At 49.6% G+C, this 20,181-nt stretch carries 19 protein-coding genes; 15 read left to right on the top strand and 4 right to left on the bottom strand.

The genetic code is table 11. The features are described 5' to 3' along the window. The first annotated feature begins 17 nt into the window (after positions 1–17). From mnmL to C557_RS0116660, 4 genes are all read left to right on the top strand, one after another. Complete coding sequence (gene mnmL / locus C557_RS0116675) at positions 18–971, top strand: tRNA modification radical SAM protein MnmL/YtqA (RefSeq protein WP_018753030.1); 954 nt, start codon at positions 18–20, stop codon at positions 969–971. Position 972: 1 nt separating this feature from the next. Next, entirely contained in the window at positions 973–1,554 is a 582-nt protein-coding gene (gene mnmM, locus C557_RS0116670) for a tRNA 5-(aminomethyl)-2-thiouridylate-methyltransferase MnmM (RefSeq protein WP_018753029.1), read from the top strand. A 36-nt stretch (positions 1,555–1,590) separates the two neighbouring features. Next, positions 1,591–1,989: a VOC family protein gene (locus tag C557_RS0116665; protein WP_018753028.1), complete on the top strand. Its 399-nt coding sequence runs from the start codon at positions 1,591–1,593 to the stop codon at positions 1,987–1,989. Positions 1,990–2,070: 81 nt separating this feature from the next. Continuing rightward, positions 2,071–3,003, top strand: coding sequence for an alpha/beta hydrolase (locus C557_RS0116660; protein ID WP_018753027.1), 933 nt, complete (start codon positions 2,071–2,073; stop codon positions 3,001–3,003). Here the strand turns inward: C557_RS0116660 and C557_RS0116655 are convergent. Both C557_RS0116655 and recQ read right to left on the bottom strand, forming a co-directional pair. Continuing rightward, complete coding sequence (locus C557_RS0116655) at positions 2,960–4,822, bottom strand: B12-binding domain-containing radical SAM protein (RefSeq protein WP_018753026.1); 1,863 nt, start codon at positions 4,820–4,822, stop codon at positions 2,960–2,962. The two genes, C557_RS0116660 and C557_RS0116655, sit on opposite strands and share 44 nt — an antisense overlap. Before the next feature lie 12 nt (positions 4,823–4,834). Continuing rightward, positions 4,835–6,664 carry a DNA helicase RecQ gene (gene recQ, locus C557_RS23690; RefSeq protein WP_018753025.1) on the bottom strand — a complete coding sequence of 610 codons (1,830 nt, stop codon included), beginning with the start codon at positions 6,662–6,664 and terminating at the stop codon, positions 4,835–4,837. Positions 6,665–6,852: 188 nt separating this feature from the next. On the opposite strand from recQ, the gene rlmD reads away from it, so the two are divergent. Both rlmD and C557_RS0116630 read left to right on the top strand, forming a co-directional pair. Further along, a complete protein-coding gene (gene rlmD, locus C557_RS0116635; protein WP_018753024.1) occupies positions 6,853–8,328 on the top strand; it encodes a 23S rRNA (uracil(1939)-C(5))-methyltransferase RlmD in 1,476 nt (491 codons plus the stop codon). A gap of 132 nt (positions 8,329–8,460) precedes the next feature. After that, a complete protein-coding gene (locus C557_RS0116630) occupies positions 8,461–9,168 on the top strand; it encodes an alpha/beta hydrolase (RefSeq protein WP_018753023.1) in 708 nt (235 codons plus the stop codon). 7 nt (positions 9,169–9,175) lie between these two features. Here C557_RS0116630 and C557_RS0116625 read toward each other — a convergent pair whose 3' ends face one another. Next, positions 9,176–9,586 carry a hypothetical protein gene (locus C557_RS0116625; RefSeq protein WP_018753022.1) on the bottom strand — a complete coding sequence of 137 codons (411 nt, stop codon included), beginning with the start codon at positions 9,584–9,586 and terminating at the stop codon, positions 9,176–9,178. A gap of 295 nt (positions 9,587–9,881) precedes the next feature. Here C557_RS0116625 and C557_RS0116620 point away from each other — a divergent pair, with 295 nt between their 5' ends. From C557_RS0116620 to C557_RS0116595, 6 genes are all read left to right on the top strand, one after another. After that, positions 9,882–10,259 carry a GntR family transcriptional regulator gene (locus C557_RS0116620; RefSeq protein WP_018753021.1) on the top strand — a complete coding sequence of 126 codons (378 nt, stop codon included), beginning with the start codon at positions 9,882–9,884 and terminating at the stop codon, positions 10,257–10,259. A 2-nt stretch (positions 10,260–10,261) separates the two neighbouring features. Then, positions 10,262–11,122 carry an ABC transporter ATP-binding protein gene (locus C557_RS0116615; protein WP_018753020.1) on the top strand — a complete coding sequence of 287 codons (861 nt, stop codon included), beginning with the start codon at positions 10,262–10,264 and terminating at the stop codon, positions 11,120–11,122. Then, the gene (locus tag C557_RS0116610; RefSeq protein WP_018753019.1) at positions 11,119–11,766 is read left to right on the top strand and encodes an ABC-2 transporter permease; all 648 of its coding nucleotides are present in this window, start codon (positions 11,119–11,121) and stop codon (positions 11,764–11,766) included. Before C557_RS0116615 ends, C557_RS0116610 begins: the two co-directional genes overlap by 4 nt. A 56-nt stretch (positions 11,767–11,822) precedes the next feature. Continuing rightward, entirely contained in the window at positions 11,823–12,518 is a 696-nt protein-coding gene (locus C557_RS0116605; protein ID WP_018753018.1) for a response regulator transcription factor, read from the top strand. Next, positions 12,508–13,968, top strand: a complete 1,461-nt coding sequence (locus C557_RS0116600) for a sensor histidine kinase (RefSeq protein ID WP_018753017.1) — start codon at positions 12,508–12,510, stop codon at positions 13,966–13,968. Before C557_RS0116605 ends, C557_RS0116600 begins: the two co-directional genes overlap by 11 nt. Positions 13,969–14,075: 107 nt before the next feature. Then, on the top strand, positions 14,076–15,188 hold the full coding sequence (locus tag C557_RS0116595; protein ID WP_018753016.1) for a TolB family protein: 1,113 nt from the start codon (positions 14,076–14,078) through the stop codon (positions 15,186–15,188). Between the two features lie 87 nt (positions 15,189–15,275). Here the strand turns inward: C557_RS0116595 and C557_RS0116590 are convergent, their stop codons facing one another. Further along, positions 15,276–16,157, bottom strand: a complete 882-nt coding sequence (locus C557_RS0116590; protein ID WP_018753015.1) for a LysR family transcriptional regulator — start codon at positions 16,155–16,157, stop codon at positions 15,276–15,278. A gap of 140 nt (positions 16,158–16,297) precedes the next feature. On the opposite strand from C557_RS0116590, the gene zwf reads away from it, so the two are divergent. The 3 genes from zwf (at position 16,298) to gndA (ending at position 19,983) form a co-directional block, all read left to right on the top strand. Then, positions 16,298–17,830, top strand: coding sequence for a glucose-6-phosphate dehydrogenase (zwf, locus tag C557_RS0116585; protein ID WP_018753014.1), 1,533 nt, complete (start codon positions 16,298–16,300; stop codon positions 17,828–17,830). A 65-nt stretch (positions 17,831–17,895) separates the two neighbouring features. Further along, positions 17,896–18,555, top strand: a complete 660-nt coding sequence (fsa, locus tag C557_RS0116580; protein ID WP_018753013.1) for a fructose-6-phosphate aldolase — start codon at positions 17,896–17,898, stop codon at positions 18,553–18,555. Positions 18,556–18,570: 15 nt separating this feature from the next. After that, positions 18,571–19,983: an NADP-dependent phosphogluconate dehydrogenase gene (gndA, locus tag C557_RS0116575; protein WP_018753012.1), complete on the top strand. Its 1,413-nt coding sequence runs from the start codon at positions 18,571–18,573 to the stop codon at positions 19,981–19,983. Positions 19,984–20,181 lie beyond the last annotated feature (198 nt).

Here is a 20,181-nt window from a genome sequence, read left to right as displayed (position 1 = left end):
AGATTGAAGGAGTTCAGATGAACATACAAATGACAAGCTCTCCCACCTTGTGGGGAGACAAAAGATTTCATACATGGAATACGGAAATGCGCAGCCAGTTCGGTGAGAAGGTGTTCAAGGTTATGCTCGATGCCGGATTCACTTGCCCTAACCGGGACGGCTCAATTGCCAAGGGGGGCTGCACATTTTGCAGCGCGCGGGGATCGGGAGACTTCGCCGGCAGCCGTCGGGACGATCTGGTAACCCAATTTGCCACGATTCGCGACCGTCAGCACCAGAAATGGCCCCATGCCAAATACATCGGTTATTTCCAGGCCTATACGAATACGTATGCACCGGTAGAGCAACTTCGTGAATACTATGAAGCTATTCTGGAGCAGCCCGGTGTTGTGGGGCTATCCATCGCTACCCGCCCGGACTGCCTGCCGGACGATGTAGTTGATTATTTGGCCGAGTTGAATGAGCGCACCTACCTGTGGGTGGAAATGGGCTTGCAGACTATTCATGAATCCACCTCCGAGCTCATTAACCGCGCTCATGATACAAAGTGCTATACCGAGGCGGTAGAGAAGCTGCGCAAACGGAATATTCGTGTGTGCACCCACATTATTTACGGGCTGCCGCAAGAAAGCCATGAAATGATGCTCGATACCGGACGGGCCGTTGCGGCCATGGATGTGCAGGGCATCAAGATTCATCTGCTGCATCTGATGCGCAAGACCCCGATGGTGAAGCAATACGAAGCTGGCTTACTGCGCTTTCTGGAGCAGGATGAATATGTTAAGCTCATCGTGGATACCTTGGAATTTCTTCCACCGGAGATGATTGTCCACCGTCTGACGGGAGATGCACCACGCGATTTGTTGATCGGCCCCATGTGGAGCCTGAAGAAATGGGAAGTGCTGAATGCCATTGACGATGAATTGAAGCAACGGGATACATGGCAGGGCAAATACTGGAGGGGACGCTAGGATGGGCTTTCTCTCGGTATTAAGCTTTGCTCATAAGCTTGTGCGCGAACGGATCGCCCCCGGAGATATCGCCGTGGATGCTACGGCTGGAACCGGGGCGGACACGCTGTTTCTGGCCAAAGCATGTGGTGGCAAAGGCCAGGTATTCTCCTTTGATATTCAGCAGCAGGCCCTGACCTTGACTCAAGATCGATTAACGAAAGAAGACGCCAGCCTGATTGCAGAAGTCATGCTGCTGAACGCCAGTCATGCCCGGATGGAGCAAGAGCTGCCCATAAATGTGCATGGACAGGTAGCTGCCGTCATGTTCAACCTTGGCTACCTGCCTGCCGAAGGGGCTGACCCGGCATTGATCACCGTCCCTGACAGCACGATCCCCGCTCTGGAGGCGGGGCTTCGTCTGTTGCGTCCACGCGGTGTCTTGACGGCCGTCCTCTACCCCGGGCATCCGGGCGGCGAGCTTGAAGCTGCGGCTGTGGAGAATTGGGCCAAGGCTCTCCCGGCAGCCAGGGGACAATCCATCATCTATCGGCAATTGCAACGGCCTGCTGCACCATACTTAATCGCCGTTGATCGAAAATAAACCTTGAAATGAACAGTAGCATGAGGGGGCATACTAATGGGTATTCGCAAGATTGAACATATAGGAGTTCGCGTTTCGGCGCTAGAGGACTCCATTGAATTTTATGAACGAATTATCGGCATGAAGCTGCTGCATATCATTGGAGAAGTGGACGATACGCTTCGCTTGGCGTTTCTGGCCTTTCCCGGACAGGAATCCGTAGAGGTTGAACTGATCAGCATTCAGGACAGCGAAGAGCTGCCGAATGAAGGCAAAGTGCACCATCTCGCCTTTACAGCCAGTGACATTAAAGAGGAATATGCACGTATTGCTTCGCTGGGCCTCTCCGGCCTGGACCCGGAGATTCGCGACCTGCCGAATGGAGCCCGCTTCTTCTTCTTCAATGGTCCGGATGGGGAACGGATCGAGTTCTTCCAGTCGGCATTCTCGTCTTGATCGCCTAAGCAAACCTTAAAGTGTGAGAGATCGAAAGATGACTTTGAGAATAACCTCTTAAAAAGAAAGAGGGATCAGCGCATGGAGCAGCTTACGTTTACCTTTGATAATGGGACGGGGCATGATGTCTTCGTTTACCGTTGGCGGTCTGAAGATCTGAAGTCACCACCCGCGGGTGTTCTGCAAATCGCTCACGGGATGGCGGAAACGGCTAAAAGATACGAACGGTTAGCCCGCTGCTTGACCGCGTGCGGCTATATCGTGTATGCCAACGATCATCGGGGACACGGACGTACCGCCGGCTCCCCGAAGGAGCTTGGCTGGCCGGGAAGCAACGGCTTTACCGGCATGGCGGAGGATATGCTGGCATTAGGCGAGATCATTAAACGCGAGCAGCCGGCATTACCGCTATTTCTGATGGGTCACAGCATGGGGTCCTTTCTGACACAGAAAGTCATGTACATGGCGCCCGAATCTTATAGCGGATTTATTCTCTCCGGCACCAATGGCCCCCGGTCCTTGCTGACCTTGGGCAAGAGTCTGGCTCGTATGCAGTCCAGACTACAAGGCGCCAGCCACCGCAGCCTGCTCTTGAATGCCATGACCTTCGGCGGATTTAATCGCAAATTTCTGCCGGTTAGAACCCCCTTTGACTGGTTGTCCCGAGATCAGCAAGAGGTGGACCGATATTTACAGGATCCCGAATGCGGTTTCCTATGCAGCGCGGGCTTCTTCTACGACTTTTTTGGCCTGCTTCAGGAGATTCATCAGCCTCAGAATATGCAGAAAATTCCGAAGCACAAGCCCGTGTATATCTTTGGCGGCGAGCTTGATCCGGTGGGCCTGAATGGTGAAGGTGTCCGCCGCTTGGCCGAGCTGTATGAACAGCTTGGCCTGCAGGATATCGAGGTCAGACTATATCCTGAGGGGCGACACGAGATGCTGAATGAAATTAACCGGGATGAAGTTACTAACCATTTGCGTGACTGGCTGGAGCGTCATTTACCGGAATAGATACTGATGCTCCACCCGGTTGAACCATCTGAATCGGCTGTACAAGAAAGTATACAGGACGCCCGTCTGACTCCTGCTGGTAAAGAACGACCAGTTGCAAGCTCTCAAGCGATGCTCCCTCTCCCGGCACAGTTTCCAGCATCTGATCAAGCTCAAGCTGGACAGCGGCATCCACATGCTCTCTGATCGACAAGGGTGCTTCCTCCAACACGACATACTTTTGCAAATCACGCTCCTCAAGGCCATAGGCCTTATAGCGTGCTGGCAGCCGTGCTGACTGTCCCGCCAGCACCTTGAAGCCATTGCTCCGCCGCTCTTTGTTCATACGGTCCTCCCACCAGATTTTGCGGGGCTTATATTTATGCTCCAGTAAATAGTCCAGCTTCAACAGGCCCAACACGATTCCCGGCTCTTTCACGCCCCGATGCTCCAGGAATGCATGCAAACGGGTAAACAAATCCTCAAGCTGATGCCCAATACGCTGCCAGCCCTGTTCCTCCCAATAGTCGCCAAATTCCTGAAAGAAATCGAACGGGGACTCAAACTCACGGGTAATCAGATACTCCAGCGTATGATCCATACGATGGGCATTCCAATACTTTTCAAGGATATCCTCCAGCCGCTTCAACCGGATTACATCGGAGAATGGCAGGATGTCGTTGCCTAAAATCTCGTAGGGCGCCTGGTCCATAAATGTATAATTATACTTGGCGGCTTCATTGCGCAGTCCCGTCCCTCGCAGCATCTTCAGAAAGCCAAGCTGCAGCTCCTCCGGCCGCATGGCAAATACATCGTTGAACGTTTTCCGGAAGGAGGCATAATCCTCTCCCGGCAGTCCGGCGATCAGGTCAAGATGCTGGTCAATTTTCCCGCAGTCCTTGATCTTCATAACCGTCCGCGTAAGCTTGGTAAAATTTTGCCGACGCTTGACCAGCTCATTGGTCGCATCATTCGTCGACTGAACTCCGATCTCAAAGCGAAAAATTCCCGGTGGCGCATTCTCCGCCAAGTAATCAAGCACCTCTGGCCGCATGATATCCGCTGTAATCTCGAATTGAAACACGCAGCCCTGGTGATTTTCGATCAGGAACTGGAACATTTCCATGGCATAGCTGCGGTTGATGTTAAAGGTGCGATCCAGGAACTTGATAATTTTGGCGCCATGCTGAATCAGGTACAAAATATCGGATTTCACTCGCTCGATATCATAGTACCTCACCCCCACTTCTACACTGGACAAGCAGAACTGACAATTAAACGGACAGCCCCGGCTCGTCTCAAAATAGACGATGCGTTTGCCCAAATCGGGAATATCATCCGCAAAACGATGCGGCGATGGCAGCGTATTAAGGTCGGCATTCGGACGAGGCGGATTAACCACGATTTCCTCGCCTTTGCGATAAGCCGCTCCAAAGACATAATGGAACTTCCCTTCGCCCGACAGCTCCTGGAGCAGATGATGGAATGTCTCCTCCCCATCGCCCATGACGATAAAATCTATATCTTTAGATCGCTCCATAAAATGTCTGGCATCATAAGATACCTCCGGACCGCCGAGTATAATTCGCAGCTCCGGCAGCACCTTTTTCAATAAAGACGCCAGCTTGAGTGTCTCTTCAATGTTCCAGATATAGCAGGAGAAGCCAACTACATCAGGCTGCTTCTGAAATAAATCAGAGACGATATTCATCACCGGATCTTTAATGGTATATTCGGCCAGATCAATATCAAATTCCTTCTCACTGTAAGCCTTCAGCAGGCGGATCGCCAGCGAGGTATGAATGAATTTTGCGTTTAATGTTGCCAGAATGACTTTCACAGGCTCACAACCCTACTCCATATTTTGAAAAAAATCGAGAAACGGCTTCCCGTATTTGCGGTACTTGACCTCACCGACTCCTTTGATCTTCAGCATGTCCGCTTCACGGGTCGGGCAAACGACACTCATCTCGCGCAAGGTCGCATCGTTAAATATGATATAGGATGGCACATGCTCCCTTTCCGCCAAATCGCGACGAATCAAGCGCAACTGCTCGAACACCGTTTCATTGACCGCCGATGGACCATCGTCGTGGCCGCGACGCCGCGAGCTGGACGGACGCTGGGCTGCGGATGGCTCCGGTGCACGCAACATAACCTGCTGCTGGCTTTTCAGTACCTCCACAGCCAGCGGCTGCAAGCGCACTACCGGATACTGCCCCTCGGATAAGGCAAGATATCCCTCGGCAATAAACACATTAATCAGCTCAGAGATTTGCTTCTCCGTCCGGGTACGCAGCATCCCGTAGGTTGGAAGCTTGTCGAACTTGTACTGCAGCACCTTCTTGTTCTGCGACCCTTTGAGCACTGAAGCGACCAGGGACACGCCAAACCGCTCCCTCATCCGGTGAATACAGGAGAAAATGATTTGAGCATCCCTTGTCATATCCACCAGCTCCCGCTCGTCTCGGCACGAGCTGCATATGCCGCAAGGCTTATGGTCATGCGCTTCGCCAAAGTAATCAAGCATCGCCCAGCGCAAACATTTCGTCTGATAGCAGTATTCCACCATCTGCTGAAGCTTGCGATACTCGTTGCGTTTCCGGTCGTCATCCTGGGGATTTTGCTCGATCAGGAATTTCTGCGTCATGATGTCCTGCGGACTGAACAGCAAGATGCACTCGCTAGGCTCGCCATCCCGTCCAGCCCTCCCCGCCTCCTGAACATAAGCCTCCATGTTCTTGGGCATGTTGTAATGGATGACATACCGGACGTTGGACTTGTCGATCCCCATGCCAAAGGCATTGGTCGCCACCATCACCCGGATATCGTCGTAAAGGAACGCCTCCTGGCTCTCCTCCCGCTCCTTATCGGACAAGCCGGCATGGTAACGCCCAGCGGGTATGCCTGAGCGACTGAGCCGCTCATAGAGGTCGTCCACCTCTTTGCGGGTAGCTGCATACACGATACCTGGCTGGTGAGCATGGGTATTGGCATAATTCAGCACAAATTCCTTCTTGTTCTCGCCGCGCAGCACGGACATCGACAGGTTGTCCCGTCCCAGACCCGTGACAAACACCTCCGGCGTGTTAAGCCTGAGCAGACGAACCATATCGTCCATAACCTCTGGCGTAGCTGTGGCTGTGAACGCGGCCAATATCGGCCGCTGCGGCAAGCTCTCCACGAACGGCGAGACCGCCAGATAGCTCGTTCGGAAGTCATGTCCCCATTGCGAGACGCAATGCGCCTCATCAACCGCTACACAGGAGATCGTCAAGGCGCTCATTTCCTCGCGGAACCAGTCCAGCTCCAGCCGCTCCGGCGCCACATACAGCAGCTTAACCTCCCCCCGCCGGGCCGCGCGGATGCGGTCGTTGACCTCTTTTCCCGACAGAGTGCTGTTGATATAAGCAGCGGATATCCCTGTAGCCGTAAGGGCATCCACCTGATCCTTCATGAGCGAAATCAATGGCGACACGACCAGTGTCAGACCCGGCAGCATCAGTGCAGGAATCTGATAGCAGATCGATTTCCCTCCGCCCGTTGGCATAATTCCCAAGGTATCCGCCCCGGACAGCACGCTGGCGACTATACGCCGTTGCCCTTCGCGAAAGTCGGGATAGCCGTAATATTTTTGCAGCAGCTGCTGCGCTTGTTCCATCGTTAATACACCCGTGGTCATTTCAGCATTTCTCCTAACATCCCATTCAAAGGCCACCTCTTCCGCAAGCGGAAAAGATAGCCGTTTCATAAATTAAGTTTAACGAGGTTTGCCAAATTGGGCAACCTAACCCAACCGGGATATGGAACCATCTCCCCTGCCCGTGGTATAGTGAGCTTGTATAAATGCTTTAAGGATGGAGACTGGAAATGAAAGAAAATAAACGTGCTGCGGCGCGAGATAGTAAAAAGAATAGCTCTGCCCGTCCGACGAACCATTTCAAGCCCTATGCGGCCAAACGCGAGCAAGCGGAAGAAGTGCGCGCCGGTGACCGTATCGTGATCACGATCAAGAGACTGGGCATCAACGGGGAAGGTGTAGGCTACTATCGCCGCAAGGCGGTATTCATCGAAGGCGGTATTCCTGGAGAGGTGGTCAAGGCCGAGGTTGCGAAGGTTGATTCTAAATATATAACCGCCCGGATCAAGGAGATTGAGAAGCGCTCCCCGCACCGCACCGATGCACCTTGTCCCGTCTTTGACGTATGCGGCGGCTGCCAGATCCAGCATATCAAATACGAGGGGCAGCTAGCGGGTAAAGAGGATATCATTCGCGAGGCCTTCTCGCGGTATGTCGGCTTGCAGGAGCTGAAAATGAAGCCGATGCTCGGGATGGACCACCCCTGGGGATACCGCAACAAAGCCCAGCTTCAGCTTGGCACCTCGCCGGAGGGGATTATCGCAGGGCTGTACGCTGCCGATTCCCATCGGCTAATTGATATTACCGGCTGTCCGATTCAGCATCCCAAGGTCAATGAAGTTGTAGACAAGACGCGGGGGATACTAGAGCGCCTCAACATCCCGGTATATAAAGAGAAAAGCAATCAGGGCGTTGTGCGGACGATTGTGGTCCGCGCAGGGTTTCAATCAGATCAGGTTCAGGTAACTTTGGTTACAGCAAGTGACAAGCTCCCCCGCCGGCAGGAACTGATCAAGGAGCTTCGCCTTGCCCTTCCGGACCTCACCTGTCTGGCGATGAATGTAAACCCCAAAAATACCTCACTTGTATTCGGACAGCGAACCGAAATCCTCTGGGGCGCTGAAGGAATCCAGGAGTCACTGGGTGAGCTTGAATTCTCCCTGTCCCCTCGCGCCTTCTTTCAGCTTAATCCGCTGCAGACGGTCAAGCTGTACGAGTCCGTGCGCGCAGCAGCCGGACTGACCGGACAGGAAACGGTGGTTGATGCCTATTGCGGCACGGGAACAATTGGCTTGTGGCTGGCCCCTTATGCCAGGGAGGTACGCGGAATCGAGTCCATTCCCGAAGCGGTCGAGAATGCCAGAGCCAACGCGGAACGCAACGACCGCTCCAATACTTCATTCCATACGGGGTACGCCGAGGAACTGCTGCCGCGCTGGGTCAAGAGCGGCTTCTCGCCGGACATTATCGTCGCCGACCCACCTCGAACCGGGCTGGATGTCCGGTTCATTGAGGCCGTGCTGCGCTCCAGGCCGAAGCGCTTTGTCTACATCTCCTGCAACCCCTCCACCCTGGCCAAGGATTGCAAAATCCTGCTGGAGGGCGGATACAAGCTGGAATGGATTCAGCCGGTGGATATGTTCCCGCAGACGAGCCATGTGGAGTGTACAGCTCTGATGACATATTGTGGTAACATTAAGGAATAAGGGCAGTTCACCACAAGATATTGTGGTTTTGAAGCAAATAATGAGCAAAAACCAGGATAAAACGCCCGGTTTTTGCCTTTCTTTTGAGTCTAAGATTTACAGAGGGCAATCCCTCTGTAGCAGGGAGGAAACATGTTAAAGAAAAAGGTAGTAATAGAAGGAATCCCTGCTCTTTTATGGGGAGAGGAAAGTACAGAGTTATTCATCGCGGTACATGGTAATCTGTCATCCAAAGCCGATATTCCAATCAGCATTCTGGCAGAAGAAGCTGTCCCATTAGGTTATCAGGTACTTAGCTTCGATTTGCCCGAGCATGGAGATAGAAAAGATGAGCCAACACTCTGTAAGGCAGAAAACGGTGTTTCGGATTTAAAGAAGATTTTTGCATTTGCATCAGCAAGGACGAACTCAATCAGCTTATGGGCAAATAGTATAGGTGCCTATTTTAGTTTATTAGCTTACAAGGATGAGAGCTTAAAGCAAAGTCTATTTCTTTCTCCGGTAGTAGATATGGGAAGGTTAATCCAAAACATGATGCAGTGGTTTGCTGTGACAGAAGAACAGCTGCACAGGGATAAGGAACTAGCTACTCCTATGGGTCAAACGCTGTATTGGGATTATTATCAGTACGTTATGGAAAATCCAATTATGAAATGGAACACGCCAACATCCATCTTATATGGGAAAAAGGATGAACTTTGTGAGTACGATGTACTTTCATCCTTTTGCGAAAATTTTCATTGTAATCTTTCCGTTTCAAAAAGTTCGGAGCATTATTTTCACACGGAAGAAGACCTGGTTGTTTATAGAGAATGGATTCGGAAATCAATATGCAGATAAAAAATATTTATCTATTTGTCTCAAAAAGGCTATCTATATAATCAAAATCAATCATTCCCGATTCAGTTGTATAAAAGAAACCGCGATATCTTAAGGTATCACTTGCGTTTATTATAATTTCTTTATATACTTTTCCGTTTTTATTATAAATAGTTGTTCTGAATTTATATCCTATATATCCAATGCTAAGTTTTTCTTTTCTAAAAGAAATTTTATTAAGGTTGGAAATGAGATGCTTCTTTTGTTCTTCATCAGTTACAATAAGTTGTTCACCGCGGTTTCCATCGAATATCTCGATTTTAGATACGTTTGATGGCTCAATATTAATGATTTTCCTAGGCATATAACTAAGAGCATATAATCCTCCAACCACTACTATCATGGCTGTTAAGACTAATAAAAAGATTTTCTGTTTCATATAACTCCCCCCACTTCAGACAAGATTATAAGCACCAGAGAAGCCTTCTAACCCACTTTAGCGGTGGTTTTGAAGGCTTTTTCATTTAATATTTGAGAAAGAACCACTCTGTACAAATAAGCTTTGAAGCAACTCCACCCAAGCGAGAAACCTCGGGCTTTACCTTTAACTTTACAGGATCAATTGCCCCAAAACCAGAATATAACTTTTTTTAAAATCTATTAACATGATAAGCATATCTGTATTATAATGTACTGTATCAACAAGTACATTATGTAACAAATGGAGGAGCGTTGTGGAAATTATCATAAGCAGTAACACGAGCAAGCCCATTTACGAGCAGATCACCTCACAGATTAAAGCCATGATTATGAGTGGCGAATTGCAAACTGGCTCCCCTATTCCCTCTATGCGCGCCTTGGCTAAATCCATTCATGTAAGTGTCATTACGGTTCAAAAGGCGTATGAGGATTTACAGAGAGATGGCTTTATTGAAACCACCGTTGGCCGGGGAAGTTTTGTGTCCGCTCAGAACAAAGACTTTTATCAAGAGGAGCAACAGCGATTAGCGGAAGAACATTTACAAGAAGCCGCTGATATTGGACGAACGAGCGGAATCTCATTAGAAAAGCTGGTTGAGCTTTTGACGATGTTTTATCATGAGGAGGAATAACTGTGGATGCCATTTTGCAGGTGGAGAATTTAACGAAACAATACACTGATTTTAAATTGGATCATGTTTCATTTTCTGTTCCTAAAGGGACTATCATGGGTCTGATTGGCGAAAATGGAGCAGGGAAAAGCACAACAATTCATGCCATTCTTGATCTGATCCATAAGGACGAGGGTACAGTTACTTTTTGGGGACAGGAATTGTCTTCCTCCAAGCAATATAAAGAGGACATCGGCGTTGTGTTTGACGGTATCAACTTCCATGAAACACTGACCCCCGCGCAAGTTGGTAAAATTTCCAGAGTGGCCTATAAACAATGGGACCAAGAGCTATACCTAAATTATTTGACCCGGTTCGACCTTCCTTTGGACCAAGAAATTAAAACGTTATCCAAAGGCATGAAAATGAAACTGAGCATCGCTGTTGCCCTATCCCATAAACCAAAACTGCTGATTTTAGACGAAGCCACCAGCGGTCTTGATCCGGTCATGCGAGAGGATATTCTCGATGTTTTCCTGGATTTTGTGCAAGACGAAAACCACTCCATCTTGATGTCCTCCCACATTACAACGGACTTGGAGAAGATTGCCGACTATATCACTTTTATTCATCAAGGCAAGCTCCTCTTCTGCAAGGCGAAAGATGAATTGCGTTACCATTACGGTATTATTCGCTGCGGTGCAGCCATTTTCAACCAAATTGATAAAACGGAAATCCTTACGTATCGTAAAGACGATTATCAATGGAATGTGCTGGTGTCCGATAAGGAAAAGGCCAGAAGAAAGTATAAAACCGCAGTAGTGGATGATGCTACGGTTGACGATATTCTGCTATTGTATGTGAAAGGAGAGCACGCCAAATGAAAAGCCTCATATTAAAGGATTTATATAATATCAGGCACAATGCAAAGTCCATGCTGTTCATCCTTATGGTGCTTGCTGTTGCTCTTATCCCTACATCGGGTGTCGCCGAATATATATTTGCATGTACTATCTTGCATAGCATGATGATTATGACAACCTTTTCTTTTGATGATCATTCCAAGTGGACACGGTACGCCATGATCATGCCTGTCTCCAGAAAGGATTTGGTTGCCAGCAAGTTTATCGTATTGCTGGTTTTTTCCGGGATTGGTTCTGTAGTTGGATTGCTGATCGGCACAGTTGGTGGAATGATTACAAGCAAGCTCACGTTCAATTTGACAAGCATGTATGAATTATTAGTATTGGCTTTAACAGCATGGGTTGTCGCTATGATTTTCGGAGGGGTCTCTATTCCCCTCGTGTTCAAATTTGGAGCGGAAAAAGCTCGTCTGCTTTTATTGATATCCTTTTTAATTCCCGCTGCCATTTGTCTGGGTATATACCAGTTGTTTTCTGCGCTTGGCATTGTTTTAACAGAAACGTATGTTTTCATTCTGCTGGGCTGCTCCCCGATGATTGCCTTGCTTTGGGACTATATGATGTTTAAAATCAGCTATCAAATTTTTGCTCATAAAGAGCTTTAGCGGAGGAATTTACAGGATAGCTGAATCCCCCCCCCGGAAAGGAGTGGCAGCTTGCAGTGAAGGAAAAAATTCTTGTGATTGAAGACGAACCAACCATAGCAGATGCCATCACCTATGCCTTAACCAGAGAGGGCTACATGGCCGAGGCGGTTTATCATGGCGAAGCTGCCTTGAAGAGAATTGAGGAATTCCAGCCGGATGCCCTGATCCTAGACGTGATGCTCCCCGGGATGGATGGGTATGAGATTTTGAAGAAGCTTCAAGAAAAAAGACGCGCAGGGGTCATTATGTTGACCGCAAAGGAAGATATCGTTCATAAGGTATTAGGCCTTGAGCTAGGGGCCGACGATTATATGACGAAGCCATTTGATATGCGGGAGCTGCTGGCCCGGCTGAAATCTCTACTGCGTAGAATGCAGACCACCCAGCCGAATCAGGATGCAGGCAAAATCAGTGTAGGCGGCATTACGCTTTTTACGGATAAACGAACGGCTCATGCGGGTGACCAACCCTTGGAGCTAACTCCCAAGGAGTATGACCTGCTGGCTCTCATGCTGGCTCATCCGGAAAGAGTTTACACCAGAGAACAATTACTCAATTCAGTATGGGGAATCGATTATTTCGGAGGTACACGTACCGTGGACATTCATGTTCAGCGCATCCGCAAGAAGCTGGGCTCTCCCTTTGATCATGTCATTCAAACCGTATACGGCATTGGCTACAAAGCCTTGGGAGGCAGTCGTGAACATTAGTATCCGAATGAAGTTCAGCCTGTTTCTGGCTGCTTTGCTGCTCCTTGTCGTATTTCTGCTCAGCTTGCTGGTGCTGCGAGGCATTGAGGACAATCAGCAAAATCAATACGAGCAATATTTATCCCAACAAGCGAAAACGGCAAATATGTATTTTATACAGACCCTCCTGTCGGAAAAAAGCAAGGTTCCTGAAACCTTCCTGACCACCAAAGGCCAGGAGTTCGCCGAGGAGCTGGAGCTTATTAGCGGACAATCCTTAGTGTTGTATGATATGCAGGGAGAACCCGTCAGCAGAAAAACGGCAAACCCATCCCCTGACAATATCAAGAGAACGCTCGCCTACGCCCTGGAACATAAAACGGCTTATCTCGTGGAAGGCGACTCTCTATTTTATCTGACACCGCTCCGGGCAGGCAACGAGCAAGTCGGGGTTATCCAATTCTATTACTCCCTATCGACCCATCTGGCATTCTATAATGATATCCGGCAGCTGTTCATTTATATCGGCGCGGGTGTGTTTATTTTGAGCTTCCTCGTTGGTAATGTATATTTTAATTCCTTTGCCTCAGGCATTATCAAGCTTAATCATATGGTGGACCTGATCGGGAAGGGCCAATATAACACCGCTATCCTAAAGCGGAAGGATGAAATCGGCAAGCTGAGTCAAGGAATTCATGCGATGAGCGGACAGATCAAACGTACCATTCAGGGCATGGAAGAGGAGCAAAACAAGCTTAAGCTGGCGGTAGACAAGCTGTCCTTGCTGGATATCCAGCAGAAGCAATTTATCGGCAACGTCACTCACGAGTTCAAGACTCCGCTCACCTCCATCAAGGCCTACATTGACCTGCTGGAGATGTATCCCGATGACGAAAAACTGCTCCAGACAGCCATCGTCAATGTGAAGAGCGAGACCGAACGCCTTTATCAGATGGTCGACAAGGTTCTGCAGCTATCGGCATTGGAGAAATATGATTTCGAGCTTAAGCTTGAGAGACTGGCGGTTAAACCGGCGATTGCATCGGTACTGGGCAGCTTGAAGGGCAAAACCGATAAGTTTGGCATCAAGCTCCATACCGAGCTGGAAGACACGCATATCTGCGGGGACAAGGACAGCTTGACCCTTGTTCTGGTTAATTTGCTGGACAATGCCATCAAATATAATAAAGCGAACGGAACGATCTCCATCAAAAGCTACGCAGTCGCTGATCAAGTATTTATTGAGGTTGCCGATACCGGAATTGGCATCCCCCCCGAGCTTGCGGAGAAGATATTTGAACCGTTCTACACGGTGGATAAAAATAGAGCCAGAGAATATGGCGGGGCCGGGCTTGGCTTGTCGCTCACCCGGAAGCACGCCGAAATGATGGGCGGCTCCATTGCTCTGATTCGCACCGGGCCGGAGGGCAGCCTGTTCAGGCTTATTTTTCCCGCCTCTGATTCAACTTGAGCCGCTTTGTTTACAAGTTGGATACAATTGTTAACCTGACGGCTACATTTGTAGATTCCTGCGAAACAAGTTCTTGATAATTTAATTATCGAGGAGGCGAAGAGAAAATGAAGAACATTACATTAACCAAAGCAATCGGCATATTGACCGTCCTGATTCTGGCCGCAGGCTGTAACGGGGCAAAGGAGAACGGCAAGGTCACCATTCAGGAACCAGGGAGTTCCATTACCATTATTGACGATGAGAGCAGCGATACTGGCGAGCCCGGAATATCCGTTGCCAAGATCGATGCCTATAAGGACGTGGAAATCTCAGATTGGCTGGACGAGAACACGGTGATCGTTGCGAAGGAAAATGCGTCCCTGGAGGAAATGAGCCTTGAAGAGCTGGCCGGTCATCACCCAAGGAGCTTATACAAATTCAATCTGGCTACCCAAGAGTATACCTTGCTAAAAGAAGAGCCAGACTTGAATCTGAGCGGAGCAAAGCTCTCGCCAGACCATAAGTATTTACTTTATGCCGGAAATAGCCTGGGAGACCCGTCGTATGAGGTGCTTGAACTTGATAGCCTGAAGAGCTTTAAAATCTCCGGAGAAAATATCGGCAATGTAGGTAGCGCCTACTGGGCAGATCAAGACACCATTGTCGGGGCCGGGTATATGAACGGGGCTTATCTCTCCGATACGAAGGGAAAAGCAACTCCCCTCTCTGCGCTGGATCAGGAGAACCTGTTTATTGTTAGAAAGATCAAAGATAAGGTGTATTACAACACTTCGGATGATAATACACTGCAAGCCCTCGACCTGACAACACGGGATACCGCAAGCCTGGACCTGCCTGACGTAGGCGGCTTGTACCCTTCCCCGGATCAGAACAAAATCCTGATCTTGCAATATAACGGAGCCAAACAAACGTTATCACTGGCAGATATCGATGGAAGTAATCTTAAGAAGATTGCCGAGGGCGTTGAATTAGGCGGTATCTCCTGGTCCCCTGACCAGCGAATGATTGCTTACAGCATGAAGGGTGAAGAGAATGGAGCTTCCGTCAGCGGCTTATACGTGCACGATCTGCTGGCAGGCGAGTCCACTCCGATCGCCGTGGATATTGCCAATGCCATAACCTGCTGGAGCCCCACCGGCGAGCAGCTTGCATATGCGCGGTGGGATGGAGAGCAGTATAACAGCAGCATCGTTTATTTGAAATCCTCGTTACAGTAAACATAATGCTCCCCATGGAATAGCAGGTGCAGAAGACTAAGCCCTGTTTACTCTATGGGGAGCCACTCCAAATGGTTGTTCAATTGGTCACTTGAATCCCTCAATAAACTTCTTCGCTGCACTGGTTAGCGGCAAATTACGCATATTCATAACCCCCACCTGGGAAGGTGGAAGGTCAACGTCCAGCTTAATCTCGAACAAGGAACCCTCCTCCAATTCCTTGCTCACAAATTCGCGTGCTACATACGAGATGCCAAGCCCCCTGCGTGCCAGCTCGATCAGTAAATCGACGCTGCCCACCTCAATCTCCGGCCTTAATTCAAAGCCGTAGCCGTGGAAGAGCTCTGTAATGGCCATCCGTGCCCGGCTATTGCGCGAGAATAATACAAGCGGATATTCCAGCAACTCCTGCAAGGAAATCACCTTATCCTTGATTTCAGGGGCATAACGGCAGCCTGCCACAAAGCAATCCTGAAGCTCGATACCTTCCTGAACCTCGATTTGCGAGTCAAGAATCGGCATTCTGGCTACACCAAGATCGATCTTGCCTTCTTTCAGATATCCCATGATTTCCGGGGTGGTCCCATGCAGCAGCTGGATGCCAATGTCAGGGTATTGAAGATGAAATTGTTCCAAAAAAGGCAATAGGTAATGCTTGAACAACGAATCACTGCCACCGATGCGCAGCACACCGCTATCCAGATTTTTCAACTCCGCCATTTTCTTCTCAGCCAGCGAGATCAGAATATGGGATTGTTCAATATAAGAATACAGAACCGCACCCTCCTGAGTCAGCGACACGCCCTTGGAGTTACGCTGGAACAAGGTGAGGCCAAAGCTTTCCTCCAATTGCTTGATGGCATGGCTAACGCTCGGCTGGGTCAGAAACAACGCATGGGCCGCCTGGGTCAGGCTCCCTGTTTTTGCGGCCCAATAGAAAACTTTATATAGCTCATAATTGTTTGTCATAAATGTGGTCTATAGCTCCTGTCAAATATATTAATTACATATATAGTGCTAATTCGTATTATAGTGGTATCAAGCTAATGAATCTATAGCTAAACATAGTTGCATAGACAGAAAAGCTATGCCGAGAGGAGAGAACCTGGATGGATGCCAATACATTTGTATTGTTTGGGGCAACCGGCGATTTGGCAAAGCGCAAAATTTACCCGGCCCTGTTTAATTTATTTATCGATGGAAAACTGCCGGAGCTTTTCTCCGTGATTGGCTTGGGCAGAAGAGCTTGGTCCGATGACACCTTCAAGGCGAACATCGAGCAATCCCTGCACAGCTTTTCGAGACGTGAGGTCAAAGATCCCGAAGCCGTCAAGAAATTTCTCGGCTTCTTCCGTTATCATGTGCTGGACGTAGACCGCACAGAGGACTATCAAAGCCTGCTGCAAATGGTCGAACAACGTGAGCAAAGCCTGGCCATCGAACCCAATCGTTTGTTCTACTTATCTGTAGGACCGGAGCTATTTGAGACCATCGCTGCACATATTCAAAATAGCGGACTTGGCGATACCACCGGATGGAAGCGCCTTGTTATCGAAAAGCCGTTTGGCCGTGATCTGCAATCCGCTCGCGACTTTAACGAGCAGCTTGGCAAGTCCTTTGCCGAAGAAGAGATTTTCCGGATTGACCACTACCTCGGTAAACCCATGGTGCAAAAGCTGGAGGTGCTCCAGCGGACGAATCCGGTCATTCAAGCTTCCTGGAATAACCGTTACATTGCCAACGTGCAAATTACCGCCAGTGAAACGGTGGGCGTAGAAGAAAGAGCTGGTTATTACGATCATTCCGGCGCACTTCGCGATATGTTCCAGAACCATATGCTGCAATTGTTAATGATGCTTGCCGGTCATTTGCCAAAGAGCGATGACTCCGAACAGGTTCGTTTGAAGAAAAGACATGTCATGCAATCCCTGGAGCCGCTATTGCCGCAAAATGTCAGCAGCCAGGTGATTCGTGGACAATATAAGCAAGGTACGATTGGAGGCAAGCCAGTCCTGGGTTACAAGGACGAAGCCGGTATTCCGCAGGATTCGCAGAATGAGACTTTTATTGCCGCCAAGCTGCAAATTGATGATCAATTCTGGCGTGGCATTCCGTTCTATATTCGAACAGGTAAACGGATGAAGGAGAAAGCTACCCGAATCGTTATCGAGTTCAAGGAACCGATCAAGCAAACCTCCAATGAAGCCAGCGCGCACACGCCAAATTTGCTGGTCTTCGAGATTAGTCCCAACGAAGGCATCTATCTGCGGTTGAATACCGAAGATGCGGCGCAGAATCAGGACCTGACCAAGGTGCTGATCGGTACACACAAGAGCGGCAGCGAGGTGCCGGAAGCTTACGAGAATCTGATCTATGACGCTCTGCGCGGGGACTCCTCCTTCTTTGCCCATTGGGATGAAGTGGAGTTAGCCTGGAAATGGGTTCAACCTATTCAAGAGGCTTTTGCTGCTAACGAGGTGCCATTATACGAATATGAAGCTGGCAGCTTTGGACCACAATCGGCCCATGATCTGCTCGCAGAAGACGGCTTCCAGTGGTGGTTCGATCAGGAGCATGCGGAAGCAAGCTCTGCCGAAGCGCAAGGCTCTCGTCAAGACAAAGAACCATCGCTTGTTAAATAATCAAATCATCCATTTTTTCAGTCAGATATCTCAAAAATAGGCTTTACAAATTGGAGGGATTGACGATGAAATTTTTTATTGATACAGCCAATCTGGAGGATATTCAAAAAGCTTACAGGATCGGGGTATTGTCTGGAGTTACGACCAACCCTTCTCTCGTTGCAAAGGAAGGCGTCAAATTCGAGGACCGGATCGCGGAGATATTACAGGCCGTGCCGGATGTGGAATCTGTCTCCGCAGAAGTGACGCCGGATGCCGTAACTGCGGAGGAGATGATTAAACAAGCCAACGAGTTGATTCAGATCAATAACCATGATCCGCATATTACGATCAAGCTGCCCATGACCCTGGCAGGGCTGGAGGCAACCAGCGTACTGGCCAAGCAAGGTGTGAAGACTAATGTTACCCTGATTTTCTCAGTCAATCAGGCCTTGCTGGCAGCCCGGGCCGGGGCGACCTATGTGTCGCCTTTTCTCGGCCGCCTGGATGATATTTCCGAGGATGGAGTACAGCTTGTCACCAGAATTGCCGAACTATTCCGAGTGCACAATCTGGATACGCAGATTATCGCCGCTTCGGTACGGCATCCGGACCACGTAACCCGTGTGGCCTTGGCTGGTGCACATATCGCAACCATCCCCTTTGGCGTCATTGCACAGCTCGTGAAGCACCCGCTCACAGATCAAGGGTTGGAAAAATTTGCATTTGATTGGAAGAATGCATAAATCTGGAGGTACCTGATGCAGAAACAACAAATCGGGGTTGTCGGCCTGGCTGTCATGGGCAAAAACCTCGCACTTAATATAGAAAGCAAAGGCTTCTCCGTAGCCTTGTACAACCGCTCCTCAGCAAAAACGAAAGAATTGCTGGAAGAAGCCCCGGATAAAAATTTTGTTGGCACTTATAGTATTGAAGACTTCGTCCAAGCGTTGGAAACACCGCGGAAAATCCTCATTATGGTCAAAGCCGGGCAACCAACGGATGACACCATTGATCTGCTTGTGCCGTTCCTGTCTCCCGGCGATATCCTTATCGATGGAGGCAACGCACATTTTCCCGATACCCAACGCAGAAACAAGCTGCTGGAAGCTCAAGGCTTCCGTTATATCGGCGCTGGCGTATCCGGTGGCGAAGAAGGCGCGCTGAAGGGACCAGCCATTATGCCCGGTGGACAACGGGACGCTTATGAATTGGTGGAGCCAATTCTCACCGCTATCTCGGCAAAGGTGAGTGGCGACCCCTGCTCCACCTATATCGGGCCGGATGGCGCCGGACATTACGTCAAAATGGTGCATAACGGCATTGAATATGGCGATATGCAGCTTATCGGCGAGGCTTATCAGCTATTGAAGGATGTACTGGGCTTAAGCGTCAACGAGCTTCATGATATTTTTACCGAATGGAATCAGGGCGAGCTTGACAGCTATTTGATCGAGATTACCGCAGATATCTTCGGGAAGAAGGACCCTCAGACCGGGAAACCGATGGTGGATGTTATTCTGGATTCTGCGGGGCAGAAGGGCACGGGCAAATGGACCAGCCAAAGCGCGCTGGACCTGGGCGTTCCGCTCTCTATCATCACCGAATCCGTATTCGCCCGGTTCATTTCCGCGATGAAGGAGGAGCGCATAGCCGCCAGCCAACGACTGAGCGGCCCAAGCACGGCAGCATTCCAGGGTAATAAGCAGGCATTTATCGAGGCCGTTCGCAAGGCACTCTATGCCAGTAAAATTGCCTCCTATGCGCAAGGCTTCGCACAAATGCGGCTGGCCTCCGATGAGTACGGCTGGGATTTGAATTACGGCGGCATCGCCATGATCTTCCGCGGCGGCTGCATTATACGCGCCCGCTTCCTGCAGAACATCAAGGATGCCTATGACCGTAATCCCGAGCTTCGCAACCTGCTGCTGGACGACTATTTCAAGGAAGTTGTGGAGAGCTATCAGGAAGCCTGGAGAGAGGTAATTGCCACGGCGGTGACCCGCGGCATTCCGGTGCCAGCCTTCTCCTCTGCCCTGGCCTACTATGACAGCTATCGGTCCGAACGGCTGCCAGCCAACCTGCTGCAAGCACAACGCGATTATTTCGGTGCGCATACCTTCGAGCGGGTGGATCAGGAAGGAAGCTTCCATTTCCAATGGATGGATCGTTAAAATAAATCATCGATGAACTCCAGGCCTTCCTTTGCCTGCCATGAGCAGAAGACAAGGGAAGGCTTGGTCTGTTCACAAGGATGAGGAGATCGATGCGGCCGGTATGGCTAATTATGACGCTTAATCTCCCTTCAAACATAAAGGGTTGGCCGCCCGGGCAGGAACCGGGACCAGACTTGTCGAAAATAACATAAGCTG

It is taken from the genome of Paenibacillus sanguinis 2301083 = DSM 16941 (assembly GCF_000374825.1).
Classification (GTDB): Bacteria; Bacillota; Bacilli; order Paenibacillales; family Paenibacillaceae; genus Fontibacillus; species Fontibacillus sanguinis.
The sequence above is the reverse complement of the archived record's forward strand: the minus strand, read 5'-3'. Positions and strand labels throughout refer to the sequence as shown.